This window comes from Rickettsia endosymbiont of Oedothorax gibbosus (assembly GCF_936269705.1).
Taxonomy (GTDB): Bacteria; Pseudomonadota; Alphaproteobacteria; order Rickettsiales; family Rickettsiaceae; genus Tisiphia.
Genome location: NZ_OW370493.1, coordinates 2,558,587 through 2,578,818, shown reverse-complemented (window position 1 = coordinate 2,578,818; position 20,232 = coordinate 2,558,587). Strand labels below are relative to the sequence as shown.

The window sequence follows — 20,232 nt, the reverse complement described above, 5'->3', positions numbered from 1 at the left end:
TACACCTAACCTTTAATTCCAAACAATGCAGATTTTTTTTTGAGCCAGTCACACTCAACGCTTAACTGACCAATTTGCTCATATAGATTCTTGATTAACCCCTGCTGATTTGGATCAGCACTCTGTGTTTTATTCTTAAAACCTTGTACTAACAACTCAAGACCTTGTTTTTTCCAGTTACTTATCTGTGTTGCATGAACACCATACTTACTGGTTATCTGGGCTATTGTTAGCTCTCCCTTAATTGCTTCTATGACAATTTTGGCTTTCTCCTCAGCACTATATTGCCTTACTTGTTTTTTCATCTCTAGCTCTCCTTGTTTGCTAAAGAATTCTATCTCATTTTTCTTATTTTTCTGTCCAAAATATTGGAACCATTATATGTTTTTGCTAGTATGAATTTTTTATACATTTGGATTCCATACTATGCAAATACCATCAATTACTATTGAGCAAGTAGCTCAGCAATTTAAAGCCTGGCGTCAAACTAAAACTAATAAGTTTGATCCTATACCAAACCATCTAAAGGAATTAGTTTACCAATTACTCCATCATTATTCTTACCAAGAGATAGCTAAACATCTTAATATTAATAAAGCAACAATCAGTTCAATTAAAAAAGCCCATGAGCCTACCCTCAAAACTTCTCCTGTCTCAACTTCAAATCAAGCTCTACAACAAAATATTAATTTTCTCCCATTTCAACTATTATATTCTATAGATACCGATCCTGTAGCTGCCCCCAAACAAAATCACTATACTTGTCACATTATTAAACCAAATGGTACCAAACTTATTATCCAAACACTAGAACCAAAAACCATAATTCAGACATTTTTATGTTGCAACTAACCCCGGCGTCAGTTATTTTTGTTACCACTATTGCCATCGATTTTCGCAAGGGTATCGATGGCTTAATCGCTGTTTGTAGACAAAAACTTTCTTCTGACCCTCTTAATGGTTCCTTGTTTTTATTCTATAATAAAAACAGAACTGCCATTAAAATTTTGTCCTTTGACGGTCAAGGCTTTTGGCTATGCTCTAAACGCCTATCCAAAGGTAAATTTACCGCAAAACTTTTCCCATCTGATAATTCATCTTATCAAATTTGTTATAGAACCTTACACATTCTTATTCATAATGGTAATCCTAGTTCTGCCAAATTCTCTAATGATTGGCTTCCTGTCGTTTAAGCTGCTGTCTCGATTAATTCCGTATTATTCATATATCTTGCATAGGCAAAAGGCGTATAATTCGCAGGACTCTTCTTTGCTTTGCTACTCTGCTCTTGTAGCCAATTTAAATATTTAAAGGCATTGATCTCGTTCTCACTACAAGTCTTTACTATACTATACAGACCACTATGTATCTCAGCACTATTGATTGTTTTAAAGAATAATGAATTCTTCCTTTGTAAAATAATGGTACGCAGTGATCTCTCAGCCCAATTATTATCAAGATTGCTAACTGGCATTTTGAGTCAAACCTTCTTTATTATTTATCCAATATTTCATAGCTTGTCCAAGCCTACTATTAGGCTCAACTTTCTTGTCGTTAAATAATTCGTCTATTTTGTTATATATGTTTTCTATATATTTACCGCTATGTTCCTGATGATACCAAAGTTTTTCTTCAGGACTCATCTCTTTACATTGATGTTCATTGTGGTAAATCCCTCGTGTTTGTTTGAGAAAATATCCGCATTCTTCAGGGTAATATAGTTCATTCTCTGTAAATTTTCTCTGACCATGTGACAAACAATTGATCATCACTATTATTGCCAGTAATTCTTGATCTGCTTCTGATAATACCGGGTTATTATTGTTACTTGCGTCAGTCATTAATTGGATAGAATCTGTTCTATTCTTACGATTCTTTAGTACGTTACCTATATTTTCTCCACCATGCCTATTACCGGTAAAATATAAAACTATCACCTCATTATTTGCAGTCTTAGCACATATTGTAGTAGTATAACAGCTGCGTCCTTTCTTATTTTGAGTACGTAATTTCTTATTGGCTATAGTAATTTCTAAAATCCTAGCTCTAGTATCATCAAGGTTCAGTGAACTACATTCAGCAGCCATTTCCAATAATACCCCGTAAATTTCAGCTCCACCACCTTCTTGCCAAACATCTAAATATTGTTGCCAGAGCGAGCTATATGCCACAGGAACACCACTTAAACTTTGCAGCCTAGATAAACGGTAGAAAGGAGTGCCATAGGTCTTTTGTAACACTATTGCACTTCTGCTACTATTTGTCCATTTGTTGATATTTTTATTGTTCATAACTATATAATCACAAGCATTACAACGTAGCGTTTTCTTTACATATCTGTTGACTGTAATTGGAGCATTACCTGTAAATTGTAGCAATTTTCTAGCTTCACTATTATATAGTTTGCCATTACAACAGTGAGGACAGCTATCACCACTACAAAAATTCTCAGGAGTTAAATAGCTGGTATTCGCATCCTTATAATCATCAAACCCATATTTACCTTGCCAATTACTACGATCTATCTTTTTGGGCTTATCGCACTCTTCTTCATTACCACCATTCCCGTTATCAGATTCACTTGGCGGTTCTTTTAATGAATCTGAACTATCTTTTTTTTGTTATCTGCCTTAAAACCAATCAGCATTTCCTTAAGCTTATTTATACTGATATTTGATGATGCTAGCTTGTCTATTAGCTCATTACAAAATTTCACAAGTTCTACTATCGTTTGCTGTTCATCTCCCGTTAATGAACTTTCCTTGACGTGTTGTATTAGTTCTTCTCGTTCTTCAGCACTTAAGGTCGCTACTTTTGGTTTTTTCATTTGATTAATTATCATTATTATTAATATTTCAAATGTTATAATATAACTGGTACTTTTTCAACTAGTTTTTATTAATCGGTGATATTTGCATAGTAGAAACCCAAATTTATACAATAAATTCGTACTAGCAAAAAAATTAGATAGTGTTACGCAGTTTTGCTGCAAGTATACGATACATCGCCAATAAACGTATACGATTTCGACCATGCGGCTCATGTTTCATCATTTTTATAAAATCATGACCATGAAAACCTTGTGGTAATATTAACCTAGCCATTTGAGTACCTTTATCAGTTAAAAACCCATTTTACACCACTGCGTTAATTATTGCACTTGGTATGATAAGTTTTTACAAGGTACTGAATTAGCTAAAGCCTTGGTAGGAACGGTGCGTTTAAAATTGTTCAAAATTGGAGCAGTAATTATTAGAAATACTAGGAGCATTAAATTCTTGTTGTCTTCATCTTATCCTTACCAACATATATGGGATAGTGTTATGAAAAAATTAGCTATAGAATAAGCTAATATGGTACTGTCCCCGGTACAATAAAAAATGGGGGTAAGGGGGGATTCTATCTTAAATCAGGAAGAATTGCATATCTAGACATAATTTAAGTGAAAATTAACATATCCATTACCACTTATAAGCGATATTGCCATTTTATTTTTATAAATACCACCTTCATGCAATATCCAGGCTAGGAGCGATGGAGCAACCCCTATAAGTAATAGGCAAGCATTGAGCGACAACGTTACCAACTTCTTATCAATTGACTATAAAATTTCTTAATATTTCTATAGTGTACATCAAAATTTTTTTTCACTAAGTAAAAAAGTAATTAATTTTCAATATTTTTGTGAATTACGTCAATTCGGGATAAGGATATTGTGAACATGTAGATTAAAATCAAATTTTGTTGAAGGTTTATTTTTCTTTAATGAGTAAGCAACAAGAGTAGATAATATATGGACAAAGGCATTTATTGGTGATCTATGTCTAGTATGTTCAAGGTTCATTTTATTTTTTAGATAATCAAAAACTGTTTCAATTAAGTTACGCTTTCGAAGTAAGATTTTTTCTTTCAAATCCATTAATTTATTTTCCATATTCTTCTTAATTCCATGAATCATTTTTAAGCCTCTTTCATATAAATTTAAGAACAAATTTTGCTTAATATAACCTTTATCAGCTGCTATAATTCCAGTTAATCTTTTTGTTAACTCCGGTACTGGAACCCTATCATCTACATTGCCTTTGGTCACTTTTAATGCCATAAACTCCCCTTTATTATTGATTATTACATGTAATTTAAAACCATAAAAATACCCCATAGAGGATTTACTATGTTTGGCTAATCCTTTAAAAACTTTATTGCTATAACGCCTTTTATTGTGACAAGCTTTAATCGTTGTAGAGTCAATAAAATAAATACCTGTTTCCTCACCAAACAACAAATGAATCAACATATTTAGCGGTATGAATAATCGTGCCATTAATTCAACAAATCTATTATAATTCAAGGCTTTGGGAAAATCATCCTTATGCATGCACTCTATATAACTTTTATAGAAAAATTTAAAATTCTTAGCATAGGATGTATGAAACATAATTATTATTGTTAACATTTCACTTAGACTCATGCTACAACAGCGATTTCTTTGCTTATTTGATGGTAATAACTTTCTCTGTTCATACTCCAAATAAATTTTACAAAAATCATCTATAAAACTATATAATTCTGTGATATCTTTTTTCATGCCTGTAGTTTGTTTTTTTGTTTAAAAATATAAATACTGCAGGCACTCCTTTTTGACAATCCTTTTATCTATTACTATTTCATCTATATCTTATCCCGAACTGACGTGTATTGCTTAATTATCCTTTAGAAAATAAAAAATTATAAAAAACTACAATTTTTATTGAAAATATGATAAACACTTATGTGCAGTTAATCCGATTAGCATTGTGGCAATTATAGTAGCGACGAAGCAATTGTTTTGTCATCCTGCTTGCCTTAATGTCATCCCTACGAAGGCAGGGAACTTAGATTCCCGCCGTTGCTAAGAATGACAATGGAAAGCGGGAGTAACAACTTACATAAAAGTTATATTAATTAGTAAACTTAAAGAGATTTTAAATGGCTTATATTATTGGTAATACAGGTAAATGGCAATATGTGATAGGCGTTGAGATACATGCCCAAATTTCTTCAAAATCCAAACTTTTCTCTGGTAGTTCTAACGAATTTGCCGCTCCCCCTAATTCACAAGTATCTTTGATTGATGCAGCAATGCCTGGAATGTTACCAATGTTAAATGAATATTGTGTTCATCAGGCAATTAAAACTGGTCTTGGACTTAATGCGAAAATTAATCTTAATTCAAGATTTGATCGTAAAAATTACTTTTATCCTGATCTACCGCAGGGTTATCAAATTTCCCAATTTTATCATCCAATTGTCCAAGAGGGCTATTTGGATATAGTAACTGAACAGAGAACAACCAAAAGAATTAGAATTAATCGTTTGCATTTAGAACAAGATGCTGGTAAGTCCATTCATGATCAATCAGCTCATTATAGCTTCATTGATTTAAACCGTTCTGGTGTAGGATTAATAGAGATTGTTACTGAGCCAGACCTTGATTCGCCGGAAGATGCAGCAGCATTTGTTCGTAAACTCAGAACTTTGTTAAGATATATAGGAAGTTGTGATGGTGATATGGAAAAAGGCTCATTACGTTGTGATGCTAATATTTCGGTTAGGCTTCCTGGGACTCCACTTGGTACAAGATGTGAGATCAAGAATATCAATTCGATTCGTAATATCATGCGAGCAATAGAGTTTGAAGCAAATAGGCAAGTAAATTTAATTGAAGATGGGCAGACAATAATACAGGAAACTAGATTATTTGATGGAGATACTGGGGAGACTAGAACGATGCGTCTAAAAGAAGAAGCTCATGATTATCGATATTTCCATGACCCAGATTTATTGCCAATAGTTATATCTGAGGAGCTAATAGAACAATTAGCTCAAGAACTACCAGAATTACCGGATGCAAAAATTCAAAGATATATGACAGAGTATAGTTTAAATGCTTATGATGCTGAAGTTTTGGTAATTGATGAACAGGTGGCAGGTTATTTTGAAGCAGCAGTTAGCTTATGTAATCCAAAGATACTTGCTAATTGGATTATTAGTGAGTTATTTGGTCAGCTTAATAAAAATTCCATTAGCTTAAGTGACTGTAAAATTACCCCAAAAATGCTTGCTCAAATGGTGAAGCTAATAGAAGAGGGGGTGATTTCCGGCAAAATTGCCAAAGTAGTTTTTGAAACTATGTTTGAAACTGGACAAGAACCGGAAAAAATTATTGAAGAAAAAGACTTAGTGCAAGTGTCAGATAGTGGTATACTAACTGCTATAATTGACGGAATATTGTTGGAAAACCCTGACTCTGTTGATTCTTATAGAAGCGGTAAAGATAAATTATTTGGTTTTTTCGTTGGACAGGTAATGAAAAAAACTGAAGGAAAGGCAAATCCTAACCTAGTGAATGTTTTATTAAAGGAGAAATTGCAATTATAACTAACCTGGTTAGCATTACATCGTATATTAGTGACGAAATAATTCAAGACATTGATTAGAAATAGATTGCCACGACCACTACGTGGTCTCGCAATGACGCCGGTTGTTTTTTTTTCTACGATTTCTAAACTACTCTGAAATTATATTACTTAAATATACTTGTTTTTATAGCAGTTATTGTATATTCTTCCTAATAAATTCATGTCCTTAATAGTTAATTTGGGATTAGATTTTAGATAAGTGATAATAATAAAGTAATAATAATATGAAAATTTCAGCAAATGCTATTAGAGCTGGCAACATTATAGTGTATAATAATGAGCTATGGGTTGTGCATAAGACGCCTGAACATACTAAACCAGGTAAAGGTGGGGCTTATGTACAAGTAGAGATGAAAAATTTTAAAACTGGTACAAAGCTTAATGAGCGGTTTAATTCATCTGATTATGTTGAAAAAGCACAACTTGATACCAAAGATTTACAATTCCTATATTTTGAGGAAGATAATCTAGTATTAATGGATAATGAGACCTTTGAGCAAATTTTAATTAATAAGTCAATTCTTGGCGAAAGTTTGCCATTTCTTGAAGATAATATGGTATTAAAGGTACAGTTTTATGAGGAAAAAGCTTTAAGTGCTGAATTACCACAAACCGTTATTGCTGAAATTATGCAAACTGATCCCGTAATTAAAGGGGCTATGGTCACATCTTCTTACAAACCGGCAATTTTAACTAATGGAGTAAAGGTAATGGTTCCACCTTACTTAGTGGTAGGTGAGAAAATAGTGGTGAAAATTGAAGATATTAGCTTTGTTGAAAGAGCTAAGTAATATCTTATGCAACAACCGATAACCAGTTTACTTATTACTGCTTCACGTAAAGCTGTTAAATTTTTGCATAGAGATTTTTTGGAGCTAGGAATGCTTCAAAGGTCTAGTAAAGGAAATTATGATTTTTGTAATAAAGCTTATGTTAAAGCACAAGATTTATTACGTAATGAGTTGCAAAAATATACAAGTGCGTTATTCTTTCCAGAGGATAAGTTTAAACTAGATAATAGCGAAGAGATGGTTTTACTAATAAATCCGCTGGATGGTTTTAGTAATTTAGAAAAGAGCCTACCATTTTTTGCTGTATCTATAACGTGTTTAAAGAAGATTAATCAAATTTTAACTACGATATGTACGGTGATAAATTTTCCAGCTTTTGATGAGATTTATTATGTTGAAAAAGGAAGAGGGGTATGGTCAGAAAATAATACTAGTAACAATAGTAGATTAAGGGTTTCTGGTTGTAGTAGTGTTGATAATTTTCTAATCGCTACCGATGATCTTAATATCAACCCAGTTTTTTTGAAAAATGCTAGGGTTTTTGGTTGTCATTGTTATGGAATGCTACTACTGGCAGCTGGTAAGATTGATGTTGTTTATTGTTCATCATTAAATTATACTTTGAAAGCTGGCTTTGATCTAATCGTCCGAGAAGCAGGTGGAGCAATAATAAATAATGATGAAATGTTTGTTGCTACTAATTATGAACTTTCTAAGAAATTTGAACATTTATTAGCAGAAAAATAGCTAACCCAACGTCATTGCGAGACCACATAGTGGAATTTTTAATAATTTGATATTATGTTATGAAGAAATTTACTGTTAATTGTGATTTTGGTGGGCAAATGGCACCGTTTACCATATATGTAGGGCAACCTGAGCCGGGACATCATCCTTTGCATTTTCAGGATGACTGGTTATCAAAGCAACGTGGTGGAAAAATACCAGCAGAGGTCATGGATGCAATCACTAAACTACAAGAACTGGCTAATAAGAATAATGTATTACTTGAAGAATTATGTGTGTATGCTCTTGGTTCAGCCCAAGAAGAGGATGATAGAGCTGAAAAAAATGAAGAATCAGAAAGTAATGATGAGATTAGCGATGATATATGATATATCTGGATGGATTGCTTCGTTTGTGCTTCGCACCTCCTCGCAATCTGATGTATCCCCACGAAATTGTTGCAAAATAGCAAGAATTGATAGAATATCTTCATTATTTAATGATGATGGAGATAGTAGGTTATGGATGTAAAAACAGTATTAAATGAAGTAATAAAAGAACATTGTCCTTTTATACATAATAATCGTTTAAATGCGTTACTTGATGTTGCAGAAGGTTTGCGATATAGTCAGAATTTGTCTTTGAGTGCAATTGGCAGGAACTTGAGTGGTGATAGTAAAGTAAAACATAAAATAAAAAAAGTTGATAGATGTATAGGTAACAAACATTTATATAACGAGGTTGATAATCTCTATAGTGCTTTATCATATTTCATATTTGAGTTTATCAAGCATTCTAATGATGACAGTGTTGTGATTGATTTATGTTATCTTAAAGATGATCGCATGGTACAAATGCTAAGTGCTCAATTTTGTACAAGAGGGATGAGTTTACCTTTGTATCAAGATGTGTTTGAAGAAGGTGAATTAAAGGGCAGAACGGTAGAATTTCTAAATAAATTAAAGAGTATAATACCTGATGGAAAAAGGGTTATTGTGATTATGGACGCTGGCTTTCATATTGAATGGTTTAAGGAAATAGAAAAACAAGGGTGGAGTTGGGTGTGTCGGGTACGACAAGGAAAAGATTTAAAATTAGCTAAGAATGAGGATTGGATATCAGTTGAAAATTTCATGCCATCAATTGGTTCAAAAACGATGGAATGTGGTACGATTCTGCTAACCAAAGCTCATAAATATTCCTGCAAAATGGTTACAACTTGCAAAGTCCCTAAGGGTCGAGTGCAGAAGGTTAGCAGGAATCGTACTAGCAGTAAAACAGCAAATGGTTCATATAACAAAGCTGCAAAAGAACCTTGGATATTGGTAACTAACTTAAGTTCTGATGAATATAAGGGAGCGGAAATAGTGAGGTTATATAGCAAACGTATGCAAATAGAGGAGACGTTTCGAGTGATAAAAAGTCATAAATTTGGTCTTGCTGGAAGATATATTCGAACTTTAGATGTGAATAGATGGGGAGTTTTAATGTTACTATCTGCCATTGTTATTATAACATATTGGGTTATAGGTGTGGTAGGCTATAGCCAAGGTATGCAAAGAATTTTCCAACCTAACACAGTAAAAGATAAAAAGATTTATTCGTATTTTACCCTTGGGAAATTTATTATTGAATTTAATTATTTGCATGCCATAAAACCATTGGTAGAACCCCTGGCATCTATTATAAAGACGGAGCTTTGTCGTGCTTAATTTCGTGGGGATACATCAGCTCGCAATGACGTTATCTGTCATTGCGAGACCACATAGTGGTCGCGGCAATCCACATTTATTAGATTGCTTAGTCGCTAATAGTTAGCGTAAAAAAATAAAATGCAATTACCTATTAGTGTCATTAATAATATAATGTATAATAACAATATTGCCAAAAGTAAATAATACAAATTAGAGAGTGAGAATGAAGCAATATAATGATTTGTCGAAGATTATTCATCGAGAAGGCTACATATTTATTGTAAGCTTTGCTGTGATAACTTTTTTACTCTTTACTGTCCATAATACCTGTGGGTATATAGGATTGGTTATGACAATTTGGTGTGTATATTTTTTTAGAAATCCGGATCGATTTACCCCTATTAGTGACGATTTGGTGGTCAGCCCAGCAGACGGAATAGTACAAAAAATAACTGAAGCAGTTCCGCCGATAGAACTTGGTCTTGGTGATCAGGAGATGATTAGAGTTAGTATTTTTTTGAATATTTTTAATATTCATGTAAATCGTATTCCAGCTAACGGTAAGATTTTATCTCTACATTATAATCCAGGGAAGTTTTTCAATGCTTCTCTTGATAAAGCCAGTATCTATAATGAACGTCAATCTGTTTTAATGGAAACAAAAAGTGGGCATAAAATTGCTTTTGTCCAAATAGCAGGATTAATAGCCAGAAGGATATTATGTGACTTAGAAGAAGATACTGAGGTTAGAATTGGTGATAGATATGGTATTATCCGTTTTGGTAGTAGAGCGGATGTTTATTTGCCACTTAAAACTGCCCTTTGTGTTACTGAAGGACAAACTGCAGTTGGTGGAGAAACTATTATTGCTGATTTTAAGAACAAAAAAACATCTGAACTTAAATTTGAAAGAAGGTGAGGTTGCTACTTTAATGTAAGTATATAGGTATAAATTGATTAGAATACGCAAAGTTAGAATAACAAAACCAATTCCGTTTATAAAATTGCTTCCTAATTTTATCACTCTATTGGGGCTTGTGATTGGTATTAGTGCCATTAAATTTGGGTTGGATGGTATATGGGAAAGGGCTGTATATTGTACTTTAGTTGCTGCTATAATAGATGGAATTGATGGTAGGATAGCACGGATGCTAAATGCTACTAGTCCGTTTGGTGCTGAACTGGACTCATTATGTGATTTTGCTAATTTTGGGGTAGTGCCGGCTTGTCTTGTATATTTATGGTCTTTTCAACAATATGAATATAAAGTATTTTCATGGGGAACTATATTGCTATTTATCGTATGTATGGCATTAAGGCTTGCGAGATTTAATACTGCTATTTTTCATGAGGCAAATAATAAGAAACTAGAATATTTTTTTACTGGTGTACCTGCTCCTTGTGGAGCTTTACTTGCTCTAATTCCCATGATTCTAGATTTTGAAGTGAGTGGCATTTTAGGTATCAATATTCGTACCCATACCATTATAATAGGTTTATATATTGTGGTAATTGCTTTTTTACTGGCTAGTAGGTTGCCAACATTTTCAACAAAAAATATTAAGATAAAACACGAATATTTATCATTAGCCATGATGGTGTTTGCTATTATCATCATAAGTCTTATTATATATCCATGGTATTTATTACCATTCATTGCCTCTATATATATTTTGTCTATACCAATTTGCTGTTTTATTAGTAAAAGATTTTATTAGGAGCTGTGAACAAATTTATATTTCCCTGCTTTCAAGAATGTAATTATGTTAAAAATATTTAAAAAATATAAATCTCATCCAAAGGACATCATGGCATTTTAAAAGTTGCAAAAAAATAATTGGCGTCATTGACCATATACTATAGTCGATTCAGAAGAATTGGCTAGCAAGAGCGATGAGTGGTGATGTTACTATAGTCAATTGATGAAAAGTTGGGGACGTTGTCGCTCAATGCTCGCCTATTACTTATTATAGTACCCTACAATTTTGAGAAGATGAAGAAGAATGGTTGATTTAGAGTGGTGTGAAGTAGTATAAGGTAGGTATTTTTATAACAAAATGCATAATATAATACTTCAAGAATTGATTTTATATATAGACGGAAATAAATCAAGATTAAAATGTTTGGTTGGTATGGTAATTAGTTTGCTGACGGGCAGCTCAATTTATCAAAAAGGTTTAGCACTTGGTATTTTAGGTGATGCTAAAGCGACGTCAAAAACTCATAGAATTTATCGTTTTTTAAAAGATTTTAATTTTGATTATATGAAGGTTGGCTATTTGCTATTAAGCTTTTTTGCTTCAAAAAATTATGTCGTAGCAATGGATAGGACAAGTTGGAAATTTGGTAAATCCGATATTAATATTTTATTTTTAGTAATGGTAATTGGTAAAATATCGGTGCCAATATTCTGGAAGACTTTGTCGCATGGTGGCGGGTGTTCTGCAGAATTTATGAAGGAATTTTTACAGAAATTTATTAATAATTTTGGCGTTGAAAGAATAAAATATTTGCTTGCTGATAGAGAATTTATGAATAAAGAATGGTTAGACTTTCTGATAAATAACCATCTAAAGTTTGTTATTCCATTAAAAATGGATCATAAAATTCGTCTTACAAAAGGTTTAAGAACTTTAACCATTGAAAGAATATTTAGTGATGTTAAAGCCTTAGAGTATAGGGCTTGTAGTGGTATATTATGGAATAGAAAGGTTAATTTTACCGCATATAGAAATGATAAGAGCGAGCTGATGGTTCTGGTGTCTTCAATTGAAATAGAGCAAGATATTTTTGCTTTATATAAATTTCGTTGGAGTGTTGAACGACTATTTTTGCACCTAAAAAGCGGTGGTTTTGATATTGAAAAAAGTCACATTGTAAAATTGGATAGATTTGAAAAATTATTAGTGATAACTGCTATTGCTTCAGCTTTAATAGTCAAAAATGGAATAATACAAAATGCCTTAAATCCCATCCGAATAAAACGGTACAAAACCATTGAAAGACAATTGTTTTCATTATTTACCTATGGCTTTGATCATATCAAAAATGCTTTTTATCAATCTACAACAGCCATAACGCAGCTAATATCCACATTATTAATACCTCCCAAACAAAAACTTTTTTCTATCCTAATACCATCTTTACAAAAATTGTAGGGTACTATGATTACTTATAGGCGTCGCTCCATCGCTCCTAGCCCCAAATTCTCCTGAATTGACTATAACTTCTTATCAATTCTATATAGGTTTATAAAATGCCAAATCCAACAGCTTATACAATAGAAAACTTATGTGATGCTCGAGAGTTTTTGGCTGAATTTCACGATCCTGTTATTTTAACTAATAAAACTGGTAGTACGAGATATTACGGTATGCTAGTGCTTGATTATATGTTTAAGACATTAACTAAAGAATTCCCCCAAATCGTAAAAATTATCGTTAATGTAGAAAATGATCACCCAGCTTTATTTACTGCTATCAAACTTAATTACCAAAATATAATTTATACTGGTGAATCATCAGAGGCTAAGAAGTTAGCTGCTCCTCATTTTCTAGGCGAACAACATTAGTTAAAAACCAATCTGTATTTTTAGAAATAAGACTTCTGGAAAACGTCCATTCTTCTTTCATGTTTTTTATCTTACTAGTTACCTTTTTACCTGTGAATAATACTTTTAGAAAAATATTATTCGCAAATGTATAAGCTTCAGAAATTTGGGCATCTAGTACGCTACCATGAGCAAATTCTCCATAGGTTTGAGAAAAAATATGAAACTCTTGAATATATCTTTTATCCACTAATGTCAGTAAATCGTCAATATCATCATCGTTAGAAGCTTCAATGATCAGCTCAAAGGCTGCCTTTGCACTCTGCAAAAATTTTCTTGCTTGAAATGATGGAAGTTTAGCAGATATAGTTTGAATTCCAGCTATTATAGCCACAGAATCTTCGTCAACTATTAATCCATCAAATTCCATAGGATTGATAGGTGGAGGTCTTACCGTAATTTGAGGTAATCCTTTCTTAAAAATACTACTAGTAGCAGTTTTTGATGTATAAGTAACATCTCTAATTGTTGTTTCACCAAAAAAGGAAGATTTACCTTTAGATGGATCTTCATCTGATGTAGAGCCAAGCGTAGCAATTAACCTATTTATAATAAAAAAAGCAATCCCAGCAAAAATTAATAACTCTATTATTTGAGCAGACATTTAATATAACTCATTGTTTAAATTCTTTACATTAATGCATCTTGCATTAATGTTTTAATGTTTGCAACACAACGTCATGGCTCAGAGCTACTTATAGTATAGTCAATTGATGAGAAGTTGGGGACGTCGTCGCTCGCCTATTACTTATAGGCGTCGCTCCATCGCTCCTAGCCCCAAATTCTCCTGAATTGACTATAGCGACGAAACAATCCCTAAAAGTAACCACAAATGGATTGCTTCGTCGGCTTTATGCCTCCTCGCAATGACGTCATATTAGCTGCAACATTATTTTATACCGTAAAATTTCTGACCTTATATTTGGGTTCTATGTTGGCACAAGCAAGCATTGGTGCTATCATAAAGAATAGCTGTAAAAGAATATTTTAAATATTTAAGAGTGTTGAACATATAATAATTGCCTTGATAAAATTGTTATCATTAACACCCCATAACTTATTAGGCTAGTACATACTAATACTTTAATAGAATGGAAACAAAATGACAAGCAATTTTATTAAGTTTGTTGTGAACATTTTTCTTTATAGCTAATTCGACCATAGTCAATTCAGAAGAATTTGGGGTTAGGAACAACGAGTGACGATGTCACCAATTTCTTATCAATTGATTATACATTACTTCGTCATTGCGAAGCGACGTAAGCCGACGAGTCAATCATTTAATTTGTGTGTGCGTCAAGATAAGGTGCATTAATCTTACGGGTGAAAGTCCTGTTATGGAAGGAGTAGCTAGCTCCACCATATAGCGAGTCTTGTGCTGCTGAAGGTAACGACAGTAGTAAAGCGTAGACAGCGAAACATCCGAGCCGAAACCAAATGGTGAACGTGATAGCCCTGAAATGATATTGGTAGTGGAAGTCGATGTGCTACACAACGCAGTAGACAAGAGAAAACTAGAGGTCAAACTAGCGAAAATCCGAAAGTTTTCAACCATCGGGGTCTCAGGCGTCAGCGAGTTTGTAGAGATTAATGACACAACTTGAGAAGTCCTTATAACTCTTACTGAGTTAAGTAAGTATTCAAAGTACAAGTGCCGAAACATAAGGCTTTGGAGATGGTGTTAAGGATGGCTGAGTCAGTTGTAGTAGTGATGAAGCTTCGTAATGGGAGTGGAGCGAAGGGCTGACAGAAAGGTAAGAACGTAAGAGGGAAACAATGACCGTACACAGCATAGACGGAAATACATGGTCAACGAAACTTGAGCGTATAAAGTTGCTATCATCACAAAATCAAGACATAAAGTTTAATAATCTTGGACATATTATTGATTTAAAGATGTTAGAAGAACAATATAAGGAACTTGATAGCAAGAAAGCTGTAGGAATAGATGGTATAACCAAAGCGGTTTATGGTAAGAAGTTGGAAGCAAATTTGCTCTCGCTCCTTACTAAAATTCGCAAGGGGCAATATCAAGCTAAACCTGCACGAATTACATTGATTCCAAAAGAAGATGGAGGCAAAAGACCTTTGGTAATATCATGCTTTGAAGACAAGATAATCGAGTCGGCAGTAAGCAAGATATTAAACTCAGTGTTCGAGCCAATATTCTTAAAATGTTCTTACGGGTTTCGACCTAAATTAAACGCCCATGATGCACTTAAGGAGTTGAATAGACTTACGTATAACTTCAATAAAGGAGCTGTAGTTGAAATTGATATAACTAAGTGCTTCAATTCAATCAAACATTCTGAGTTGATGGGATTCCTAAGAAAGAGAATATCTGACAAAAGATTCCTAAGACTAGTTATGAAACTGATGGAAACACCAATTATAGAAAACGGCATTACAGTTACTAACAAGGAAGGATGCCGCCAAGGGTCTAAAACATCACCAATTTTGGCAAATGTCTTCCTACATTATGTTATTGACTGTTGGTTTGCTAAAATCAGCAAGGAAAACATAAGAGGGCAAACTGGAATGGTGAGGTATTGTGACGATATGGTGTTCGTCTTTGAGAATGAAGAAGACGCGAGGAAGTTTTATGAGGTTTTGCCCAAAAGATTAAACAAGTATGGCTTGAACATCAATGAAGCTAAATCGCAGATGATTCAGTCCGGTAGATACCATGCTGAGGACTTAGCTAAGCAAGGTAAGAAGATCAAGAGTTATAATTTTCTTGGCTTTACTTGCTATTGGGGTAAATCAAGGTTTGGTAACATATGGAGATTAAAATATACCACAAGGAAAGATCGATTTACCGAGAAGCTTAAAGGGCTAAGAGAATATCTACGAAGTCACCTTAATGAGAGGGGCAAAGAACAGATATTATTGCAAGTCATTAGAGCTACAAAGGGGTGGATCAATTATCATGGTATATCAGATAATCAAAGACGAGTAAGTTCATTTATTCACCAAACTAGGCGAGCAATATATGGGTGGTTTAATAGAATGGGTGGGAAGCGTAAGATGAATTGGCAAAGATTAGCTGAAATACTCAAAAGGGTCGACTTTCCAAATAAGTGGAAGACCATTTCAATGTTCTAAAACCAACAAAAAAAAATAGGGTACAAGCCTATCTTACCTTTCGGGAGCCGGATGCGGTAGCTCTGCATGTCCGGTTCTGAGGAGGGGCTTAACCAAGCAATTGGTTAGGTCTACTCACAAAGTTCATTTTTTATTTTCCAATAAATCATATTTAAAATCTCCACAAAGTATTTCAAATTGATTTAAAGCTAAAGACCAATCTTTAATAGGCATGGTCCATTTTTTGGCTGCATTTTGTAGGGATAAAAATATTATTTTTTGAATTGACTTATCATCTGGAAACACCCCCTTATTTTTGATAATTTTTCTAATTTGACGATTTACAGATTCTATAGTGTTAGTAGTATAAATTACCTTTCTGTTCTCTTCAGGAAAGGCAAAAAACGGTATTATCCCAGACCAATTACGTTGCCAAATATCAGAAATTACCGGATATTTTTTATCCCATTTTACACCAAATTGCTGAAGTTTTAAACGTGCCATTTCGTCATTATTAGCTGTATAAATTTGTTTTAGATCTGATGTGACCTCTTTTAAATCTTTATATGACACATACTTTACTGAATTGCGAACCATATGTACAATACATAATTGTACTATAGTACTCGGGAATACACTGCTTATAGCTTCTGGAAAGCCCTTTAAACCCCACACAAGCAACATAAATTTGTTCAATTCCTCGATTCTTTAACTCAGTAACTACTTACGTCAGTTCGGGATAAGATATAGATGAAATAGTAATAGATAAAAGGATTGTCAAAAAGGAGTGCCTGCAGTATTTATATTTTTAAACAAAAAAACAAACTACAGGCATGAAAAAAGATATCACAGAATTATATAGTTTTATAGATGATTTTTGTAAAATTTATTTGGAGTATGAACAGAGAAAGTTATTACCATCAAATAAGCAAAGAAATCGCTGTTGTAGCATGAGTCTAAGTGAAATGTTAACAATAATAATTATGTTTCATACATCCTATGCTAAGAATTTTAAATTTTTCTATAAAAGTTATATAGAGTGCATGCATAAGGATGATTTTCCCAAAGCCTTGAGTTATAATAGATTTGTTGAATTAATGGCACGATTATTCATACCGCTAAATATGTTGATTCATTTGTTGTTTGGTGAGGAAACAGGTATTTATTTTATTGACTCTACAACGATTAAAGCTTGTCACAATAAAAGGCGTTATAGCAATAAAGTTTTTAAAGGATTAGCCAAACATAGTAAATCCTCTATGGGGTATTTTTATGGTTTTAAATTACATGTAATAATCAATAATAAAGGGGAGTTTATGGCATTAAAAGTGACCAAAGGCAATGTAGATGATAGGGTTCCAGTACCGGAGTTAACAAAAAGATTAACTGGAATTATAGCAGCTGATAAAGGTTATATTAAGCAAAATTTGTTCTTAAATTTATATGAAAGAGGCTTAAAAATGATTCATGGAATTAAGAAGAATATGGAAAATAAATTAATGGATTTGAAAGAAAAAATCTTACTTCGAAAGCGTAACTTAATTGAAACAGTTTTTGATTATCTAAAAAATAAAATGAACCTTGAACATACTAGACATAGATCACCAATAAATGCCTTTGTCCATATATTATCTACTCTTGTTGCTTACTCATTAAAGAAAAATAAACCTTCAACAAAATTTGATTTTAATCTACATGTTCACAATATCCTTATCCCGAATTGACGTGATATTGGATACACCCTATCTAAACAACGATTTTGCCACCTAGTTACTTCTTCTATTACCCCATCTGTTATGGTGGATATCAAGTCACCAGATACATCAGTTTGATATATTTCTTCTAAATGCCCTCGGATCTCGCTGACTGTCATACCGCGACCATAAAGGGATATCACTTTCTCATCAAATCCATTAAATCTCCTCAGCCCTTTTGGTATTAATTGAGGATTATACTCTCCTTCCCGATCTCTTGGTACTTCTACTGTCAGCTTACGACCATCCCCATCAATTACTGTCTTCTCATAGCTACCATTACGACGATTATTATCTACTTTTGCCATCTTGCTATGTTTTGAATATCCTAATTCATGATCCAACTCACTTGCTAATATTTTCTCAACTATTTGCTTCTTTAGCTGTTGAAATAAACCATCTCGACCAAATAACTCCGATGGATCTGCTTTTGATAATAATTCTTCTACTAGCTGATTACTGATGTTTAATGTATCTTTATCTGTATCTAATTTTTTAGCCATAATTCCTCCTTGCTTGCTTAAGTTACTTTTTTTACAGTAATCTCTTACTGCTTTCTTTGCAACTTACACAAACTATAGGACAGACTCGTAGAATCTAATGATGTGAACAAATTATCAGAATTATCACTAATCTCAACAAGAGAATCTGTGCTTTGATCACTTAAGTCTGTTCCGCGATTATCATAGGAGTCTCTTAATAAATTATTTGGAGATACATTTATGGTTGCTGATGCAGGTAACGTATTAACAAATGGCTGTGATATTTGCTCTATAGGTTCGGTATCTTGACTAATCGACTTGCTTTTATCGTGATCAATTAATAGCATAGAACCACCAGGAATGATGGTATGGACGAGTGAAGCGAAATATGCTTTACTTGTACGGAGTCAGCTGAAAAATAGTTTTCAGCTGCTCCAAATTAAATAATAATTTAATTAATAGGTCCATACCATGATAAATAATAGCATAAAAAATACTATAATAGGAATAGATTTAGCAAAAAATAGTATGCACTTGGTGCAAGTCGATCAAAATGGCAAAAAAATAGGTTATCAAAAAGTTACAAGAGATGAGTTAATAGCCTATTTAAGCAATCTCGATAAAAGTTCATTGGTAGCTATGGAAGCATGTGGAGGAGCTAATTATTGGTCACAGGAAATTGCTAAGCTTGGTTTGCAAGTCAAACTAATGAAAACAAAAGATGTAAAAGTTTATGCTACATCGAAACAGAAAAATGATTATAACGATGCGTTAGCAATATGCAAAGCGGCTCGTGATCCAGAATTAAAAACTGTGCTGCCAAAAAGCAAAGAGGAACAAGATATAAAATTTTTGCATAAAATTAGAAGTAATACGATCAGAGATCGTGTGCAAAAAACTAATTCTGTAATATCAAGTTTATGTGAATATGGCTATAATACAAAATTAGGTAAAAATAAATTTTGCAAATCATGTAGGTTGGAGGTAGAGTTAGCGTATAGTAAAGGTTATATAAATTCTGGGATACGGTCAATTTTACTTTTAGAATGTAAAGAAATTGAGGATTTATGTGACAAAGAGAAAACTTTAGAAAAGCTGATTATCAGCAATAATAAGCAAAGTGAGAAAGCTACTAGGTTGCAGACAATTTTTGGCATTGGAGCAATCAATGCTAGTTGTTTGAGTGTAGCCCCAATGGAAAGTTATCCAACCCCGAGGGATTTTGCTGCTTCGCTTGGTTTGGTACCAAAGCAACATAGCTCAGGAGATAAGATAGTTTTAGGAGGGATTACCAAACAGGGAGATAGATATGCCAGAACTATGTTGATTCAAGCCGCAAGGACAATAGCAATAAGAGCAAAAAGTGGTAAGGAATCGAAAGATAAACTAGTGCAGTGGGCAGTGAAGAAATTTGCTGAAAATAAATCATATAATATTATATGTGTTGGTTTAGCAAATAAGTTAGCAAGGATTGCTTATGCAGTAGTCACCAATGGTAGCGAATATGTTGCAAATTAGTTTAGTTGAGAAAAAAGAAGAAACTATGTCAACTAAATAAAAATTGGTAATTGATAAATATTGCGAGTAAAGAATAGTAACAATAAAGAGAACGAAAGTTAAAGAGTTAATGAAT

At 33.1% G+C, this 20,232-nt stretch carries 25 protein-coding genes; 15 read left to right on the top strand and 10 right to left on the bottom strand.

What is annotated here, in order from left to right:
* Window positions 1–5: 5 nt before the first annotated feature.
* The gene (locus tag NBW66_RS14095) at window positions 6–305 is read right to left on the bottom strand and encodes a transposase (protein ID WP_094649795.1); all 300 of its coding nucleotides are present in this window, start codon (window positions 303–305) and stop codon (window positions 6–8) included.
* 121 nt (window positions 306–426) lie between these two features.
* Between NBW66_RS14095 and NBW66_RS14090 the strand changes: the two genes are divergently transcribed.
* Both NBW66_RS14090 and tnpB read left to right on the top strand, forming a co-directional pair.
* Complete coding sequence (locus NBW66_RS14090) at window positions 427–852, top strand: hypothetical protein (RefSeq protein ID WP_250310639.1); 426 nt, start codon at window positions 427–429, stop codon at window positions 850–852.
* On the top strand, window positions 840–1,193 hold the full coding sequence (tnpB, locus tag NBW66_RS14085) for an IS66 family insertion sequence element accessory protein TnpB (protein ID WP_250310638.1): 354 nt from the start codon (window positions 840–842) through the stop codon (window positions 1,191–1,193). The genes NBW66_RS14090 and tnpB overlap by 13 nt, the downstream gene beginning before the upstream one ends.
* On the opposite strand, the gene NBW66_RS14740 is transcribed toward tnpB, so the two are convergent.
* The 4 genes from NBW66_RS14740 to NBW66_RS14070 all read right to left on the bottom strand — a co-directional run bounded on the left by NBW66_RS14740 (window position 1,190) and on the right by NBW66_RS14070 (window position 3,104).
* The gene (locus NBW66_RS14740) at window positions 1,190–1,474 is read right to left on the bottom strand and encodes an IS66 family transposase (protein ID WP_250311030.1); all 285 of its coding nucleotides are present in this window, start codon (window positions 1,472–1,474) and stop codon (window positions 1,190–1,192) included. The genes tnpB and NBW66_RS14740 overlap by 4 nt on opposite strands.
* Complete coding sequence (locus tag NBW66_RS14080; RefSeq protein ID WP_250311243.1) at window positions 1,464–2,291, bottom strand: IS66 family transposase; 828 nt, start codon at window positions 2,289–2,291, stop codon at window positions 1,464–1,466. Before NBW66_RS14080 ends, NBW66_RS14740 begins: the two co-directional genes overlap by 11 nt.
* 302 nt (window positions 2,292–2,593) lie before the next feature.
* A complete protein-coding gene (locus NBW66_RS14075) occupies window positions 2,594–2,827 on the bottom strand; it encodes a hypothetical protein (RefSeq protein ID WP_250310741.1) in 234 nt (77 codons plus the stop codon).
* A gap of 136 nt (window positions 2,828–2,963) precedes the next feature.
* Window positions 2,964–3,104 carry a hypothetical protein gene (locus tag NBW66_RS14070; RefSeq protein WP_250310952.1) on the bottom strand — a complete coding sequence of 47 codons (141 nt, stop codon included), beginning with the start codon at window positions 3,102–3,104 and terminating at the stop codon, window positions 2,964–2,966.
* 27 nt (window positions 3,105–3,131) lie between these two features.
* Between NBW66_RS14070 and NBW66_RS14735 the strand changes: the two genes are divergently transcribed.
* Window positions 3,132–3,347 (top strand): transposase, encoded by a 216-nt coding sequence (locus NBW66_RS14735; RefSeq protein ID WP_284346759.1) that lies wholly within the window; start codon window positions 3,132–3,134, stop codon window positions 3,345–3,347.
* Between the two features lie 347 nt (window positions 3,348–3,694).
* On the opposite strand, the gene NBW66_RS14060 is transcribed toward NBW66_RS14735, so the two are convergent.
* Window positions 3,695–4,585 (bottom strand): IS982 family transposase, encoded by an 891-nt coding sequence (locus tag NBW66_RS14060; RefSeq protein ID WP_250311337.1) that lies wholly within the window; start codon window positions 4,583–4,585, stop codon window positions 3,695–3,697.
* Window positions 4,586–4,965: 380 nt separating this feature from the next.
* Between NBW66_RS14060 and gatB the strand changes: the two genes are divergently transcribed.
* The 9 genes from gatB (at window position 4,966) to NBW66_RS14015 (ending at window position 13,240) form a co-directional block, all read left to right on the top strand.
* Complete coding sequence (gatB, locus tag NBW66_RS14055; protein ID WP_250311336.1) at window positions 4,966–6,417, top strand: Asp-tRNA(Asn)/Glu-tRNA(Gln) amidotransferase subunit GatB; 1,452 nt, start codon at window positions 4,966–4,968, stop codon at window positions 6,415–6,417.
* A gap of 265 nt (window positions 6,418–6,682) precedes the next feature.
* Window positions 6,683–7,249: an elongation factor P gene (gene efp / locus NBW66_RS14050; protein WP_250311335.1), complete on the top strand. Its 567-nt coding sequence runs from the start codon at window positions 6,683–6,685 to the stop codon at window positions 7,247–7,249.
* Window positions 7,250–7,255: 6 nt separating this feature from the next.
* Window positions 7,256–7,996: an inositol monophosphatase family protein gene (locus NBW66_RS14045; protein ID WP_250311334.1), complete on the top strand. Its 741-nt coding sequence runs from the start codon at window positions 7,256–7,258 to the stop codon at window positions 7,994–7,996.
* A gap of 59 nt (window positions 7,997–8,055) precedes the next feature.
* On the top strand, window positions 8,056–8,364 hold the full coding sequence (locus NBW66_RS14040; protein WP_250311333.1) for a DUF2610 domain-containing protein: 309 nt from the start codon (window positions 8,056–8,058) through the stop codon (window positions 8,362–8,364).
* 132 nt (window positions 8,365–8,496) lie between these two features.
* Window positions 8,497–9,687, top strand: coding sequence for an IS4 family transposase (locus NBW66_RS14035; protein WP_250311332.1), 1,191 nt, complete (start codon window positions 8,497–8,499; stop codon window positions 9,685–9,687).
* 205 nt (window positions 9,688–9,892) lie between these two features.
* Window positions 9,893–10,588, top strand: coding sequence for a phosphatidylserine decarboxylase (locus NBW66_RS14030; RefSeq protein WP_250311331.1), 696 nt, complete (start codon window positions 9,893–9,895; stop codon window positions 10,586–10,588).
* Between the two features lie 34 nt (window positions 10,589–10,622).
* Entirely contained in the window at window positions 10,623–11,387 is a 765-nt protein-coding gene (locus NBW66_RS14025) for a CDP-alcohol phosphatidyltransferase family protein (protein ID WP_250311330.1), read from the top strand.
* A gap of 339 nt (window positions 11,388–11,726) precedes the next feature.
* Complete coding sequence (locus tag NBW66_RS14020) at window positions 11,727–12,827, top strand: transposase (protein WP_250310546.1); 1,101 nt, start codon at window positions 11,727–11,729, stop codon at window positions 12,825–12,827.
* A gap of 98 nt (window positions 12,828–12,925) precedes the next feature.
* Complete coding sequence (locus NBW66_RS14015; RefSeq protein ID WP_250311329.1) at window positions 12,926–13,240, top strand: hypothetical protein; 315 nt, start codon at window positions 12,926–12,928, stop codon at window positions 13,238–13,240.
* On the opposite strand, the gene NBW66_RS14010 is transcribed toward NBW66_RS14015, so the two are convergent.
* Together NBW66_RS14010 and NBW66_RS14730 are read right to left on the bottom strand one after the other, a co-directional pair.
* Complete coding sequence (locus NBW66_RS14010) at window positions 13,197–13,883, bottom strand: TIM44-like domain-containing protein (RefSeq protein WP_250311328.1); 687 nt, start codon at window positions 13,881–13,883, stop codon at window positions 13,197–13,199. The genes NBW66_RS14015 and NBW66_RS14010 overlap by 44 nt on opposite strands.
* 91 nt (window positions 13,884–13,974) lie before the next feature.
* On the bottom strand, window positions 13,975–14,109 hold the full coding sequence (locus tag NBW66_RS14730; protein WP_284346700.1) for a hypothetical protein: 135 nt from the start codon (window positions 14,107–14,109) through the stop codon (window positions 13,975–13,977).
* 946 nt (window positions 14,110–15,055) lie between these two features.
* Between NBW66_RS14730 and NBW66_RS14005 the strand changes: the two genes are divergently transcribed.
* Window positions 15,056–16,384, top strand: coding sequence for a reverse transcriptase domain-containing protein (locus tag NBW66_RS14005; RefSeq protein ID WP_250310618.1), 1,329 nt, complete (start codon window positions 15,056–15,058; stop codon window positions 16,382–16,384).
* Between the two features lie 123 nt (window positions 16,385–16,507).
* On the opposite strand, the gene NBW66_RS14000 is transcribed toward NBW66_RS14005, so the two are convergent.
* Entirely contained in the window at window positions 16,508–17,047 is a 540-nt protein-coding gene (locus NBW66_RS14000) for an IS256 family transposase (RefSeq protein WP_250310813.1), read from the bottom strand.
* A 149-nt stretch (window positions 17,048–17,196) separates the two neighbouring features.
* Between NBW66_RS14000 and NBW66_RS13995 the strand changes: the two genes are divergently transcribed.
* Window positions 17,197–18,087, top strand: a complete 891-nt coding sequence (locus NBW66_RS13995; RefSeq protein WP_250310582.1) for an IS982 family transposase — start codon at window positions 17,197–17,199, stop codon at window positions 18,085–18,087.
* Here the strand turns inward: NBW66_RS13995 and NBW66_RS13990 are convergent.
* Window positions 18,063–18,620, bottom strand: a complete 558-nt coding sequence (locus NBW66_RS13990) for a transposase (RefSeq protein ID WP_250311275.1) — start codon at window positions 18,618–18,620, stop codon at window positions 18,063–18,065. The two genes, NBW66_RS13995 and NBW66_RS13990, sit on opposite strands and share 25 nt — an antisense overlap.
* Window positions 18,621–19,070: 450 nt before the next feature.
* Here NBW66_RS13990 and NBW66_RS13985 point away from each other — a divergent pair, with 450 nt between their 5' ends.
* Window positions 19,071–20,117 carry an IS110 family RNA-guided transposase gene (locus NBW66_RS13985; protein ID WP_250311327.1) on the top strand — a complete coding sequence of 349 codons (1,047 nt, stop codon included), beginning with the start codon at window positions 19,071–19,073 and terminating at the stop codon, window positions 20,115–20,117.
* Window positions 20,118–20,232: the final 115 nt, after the last annotated feature.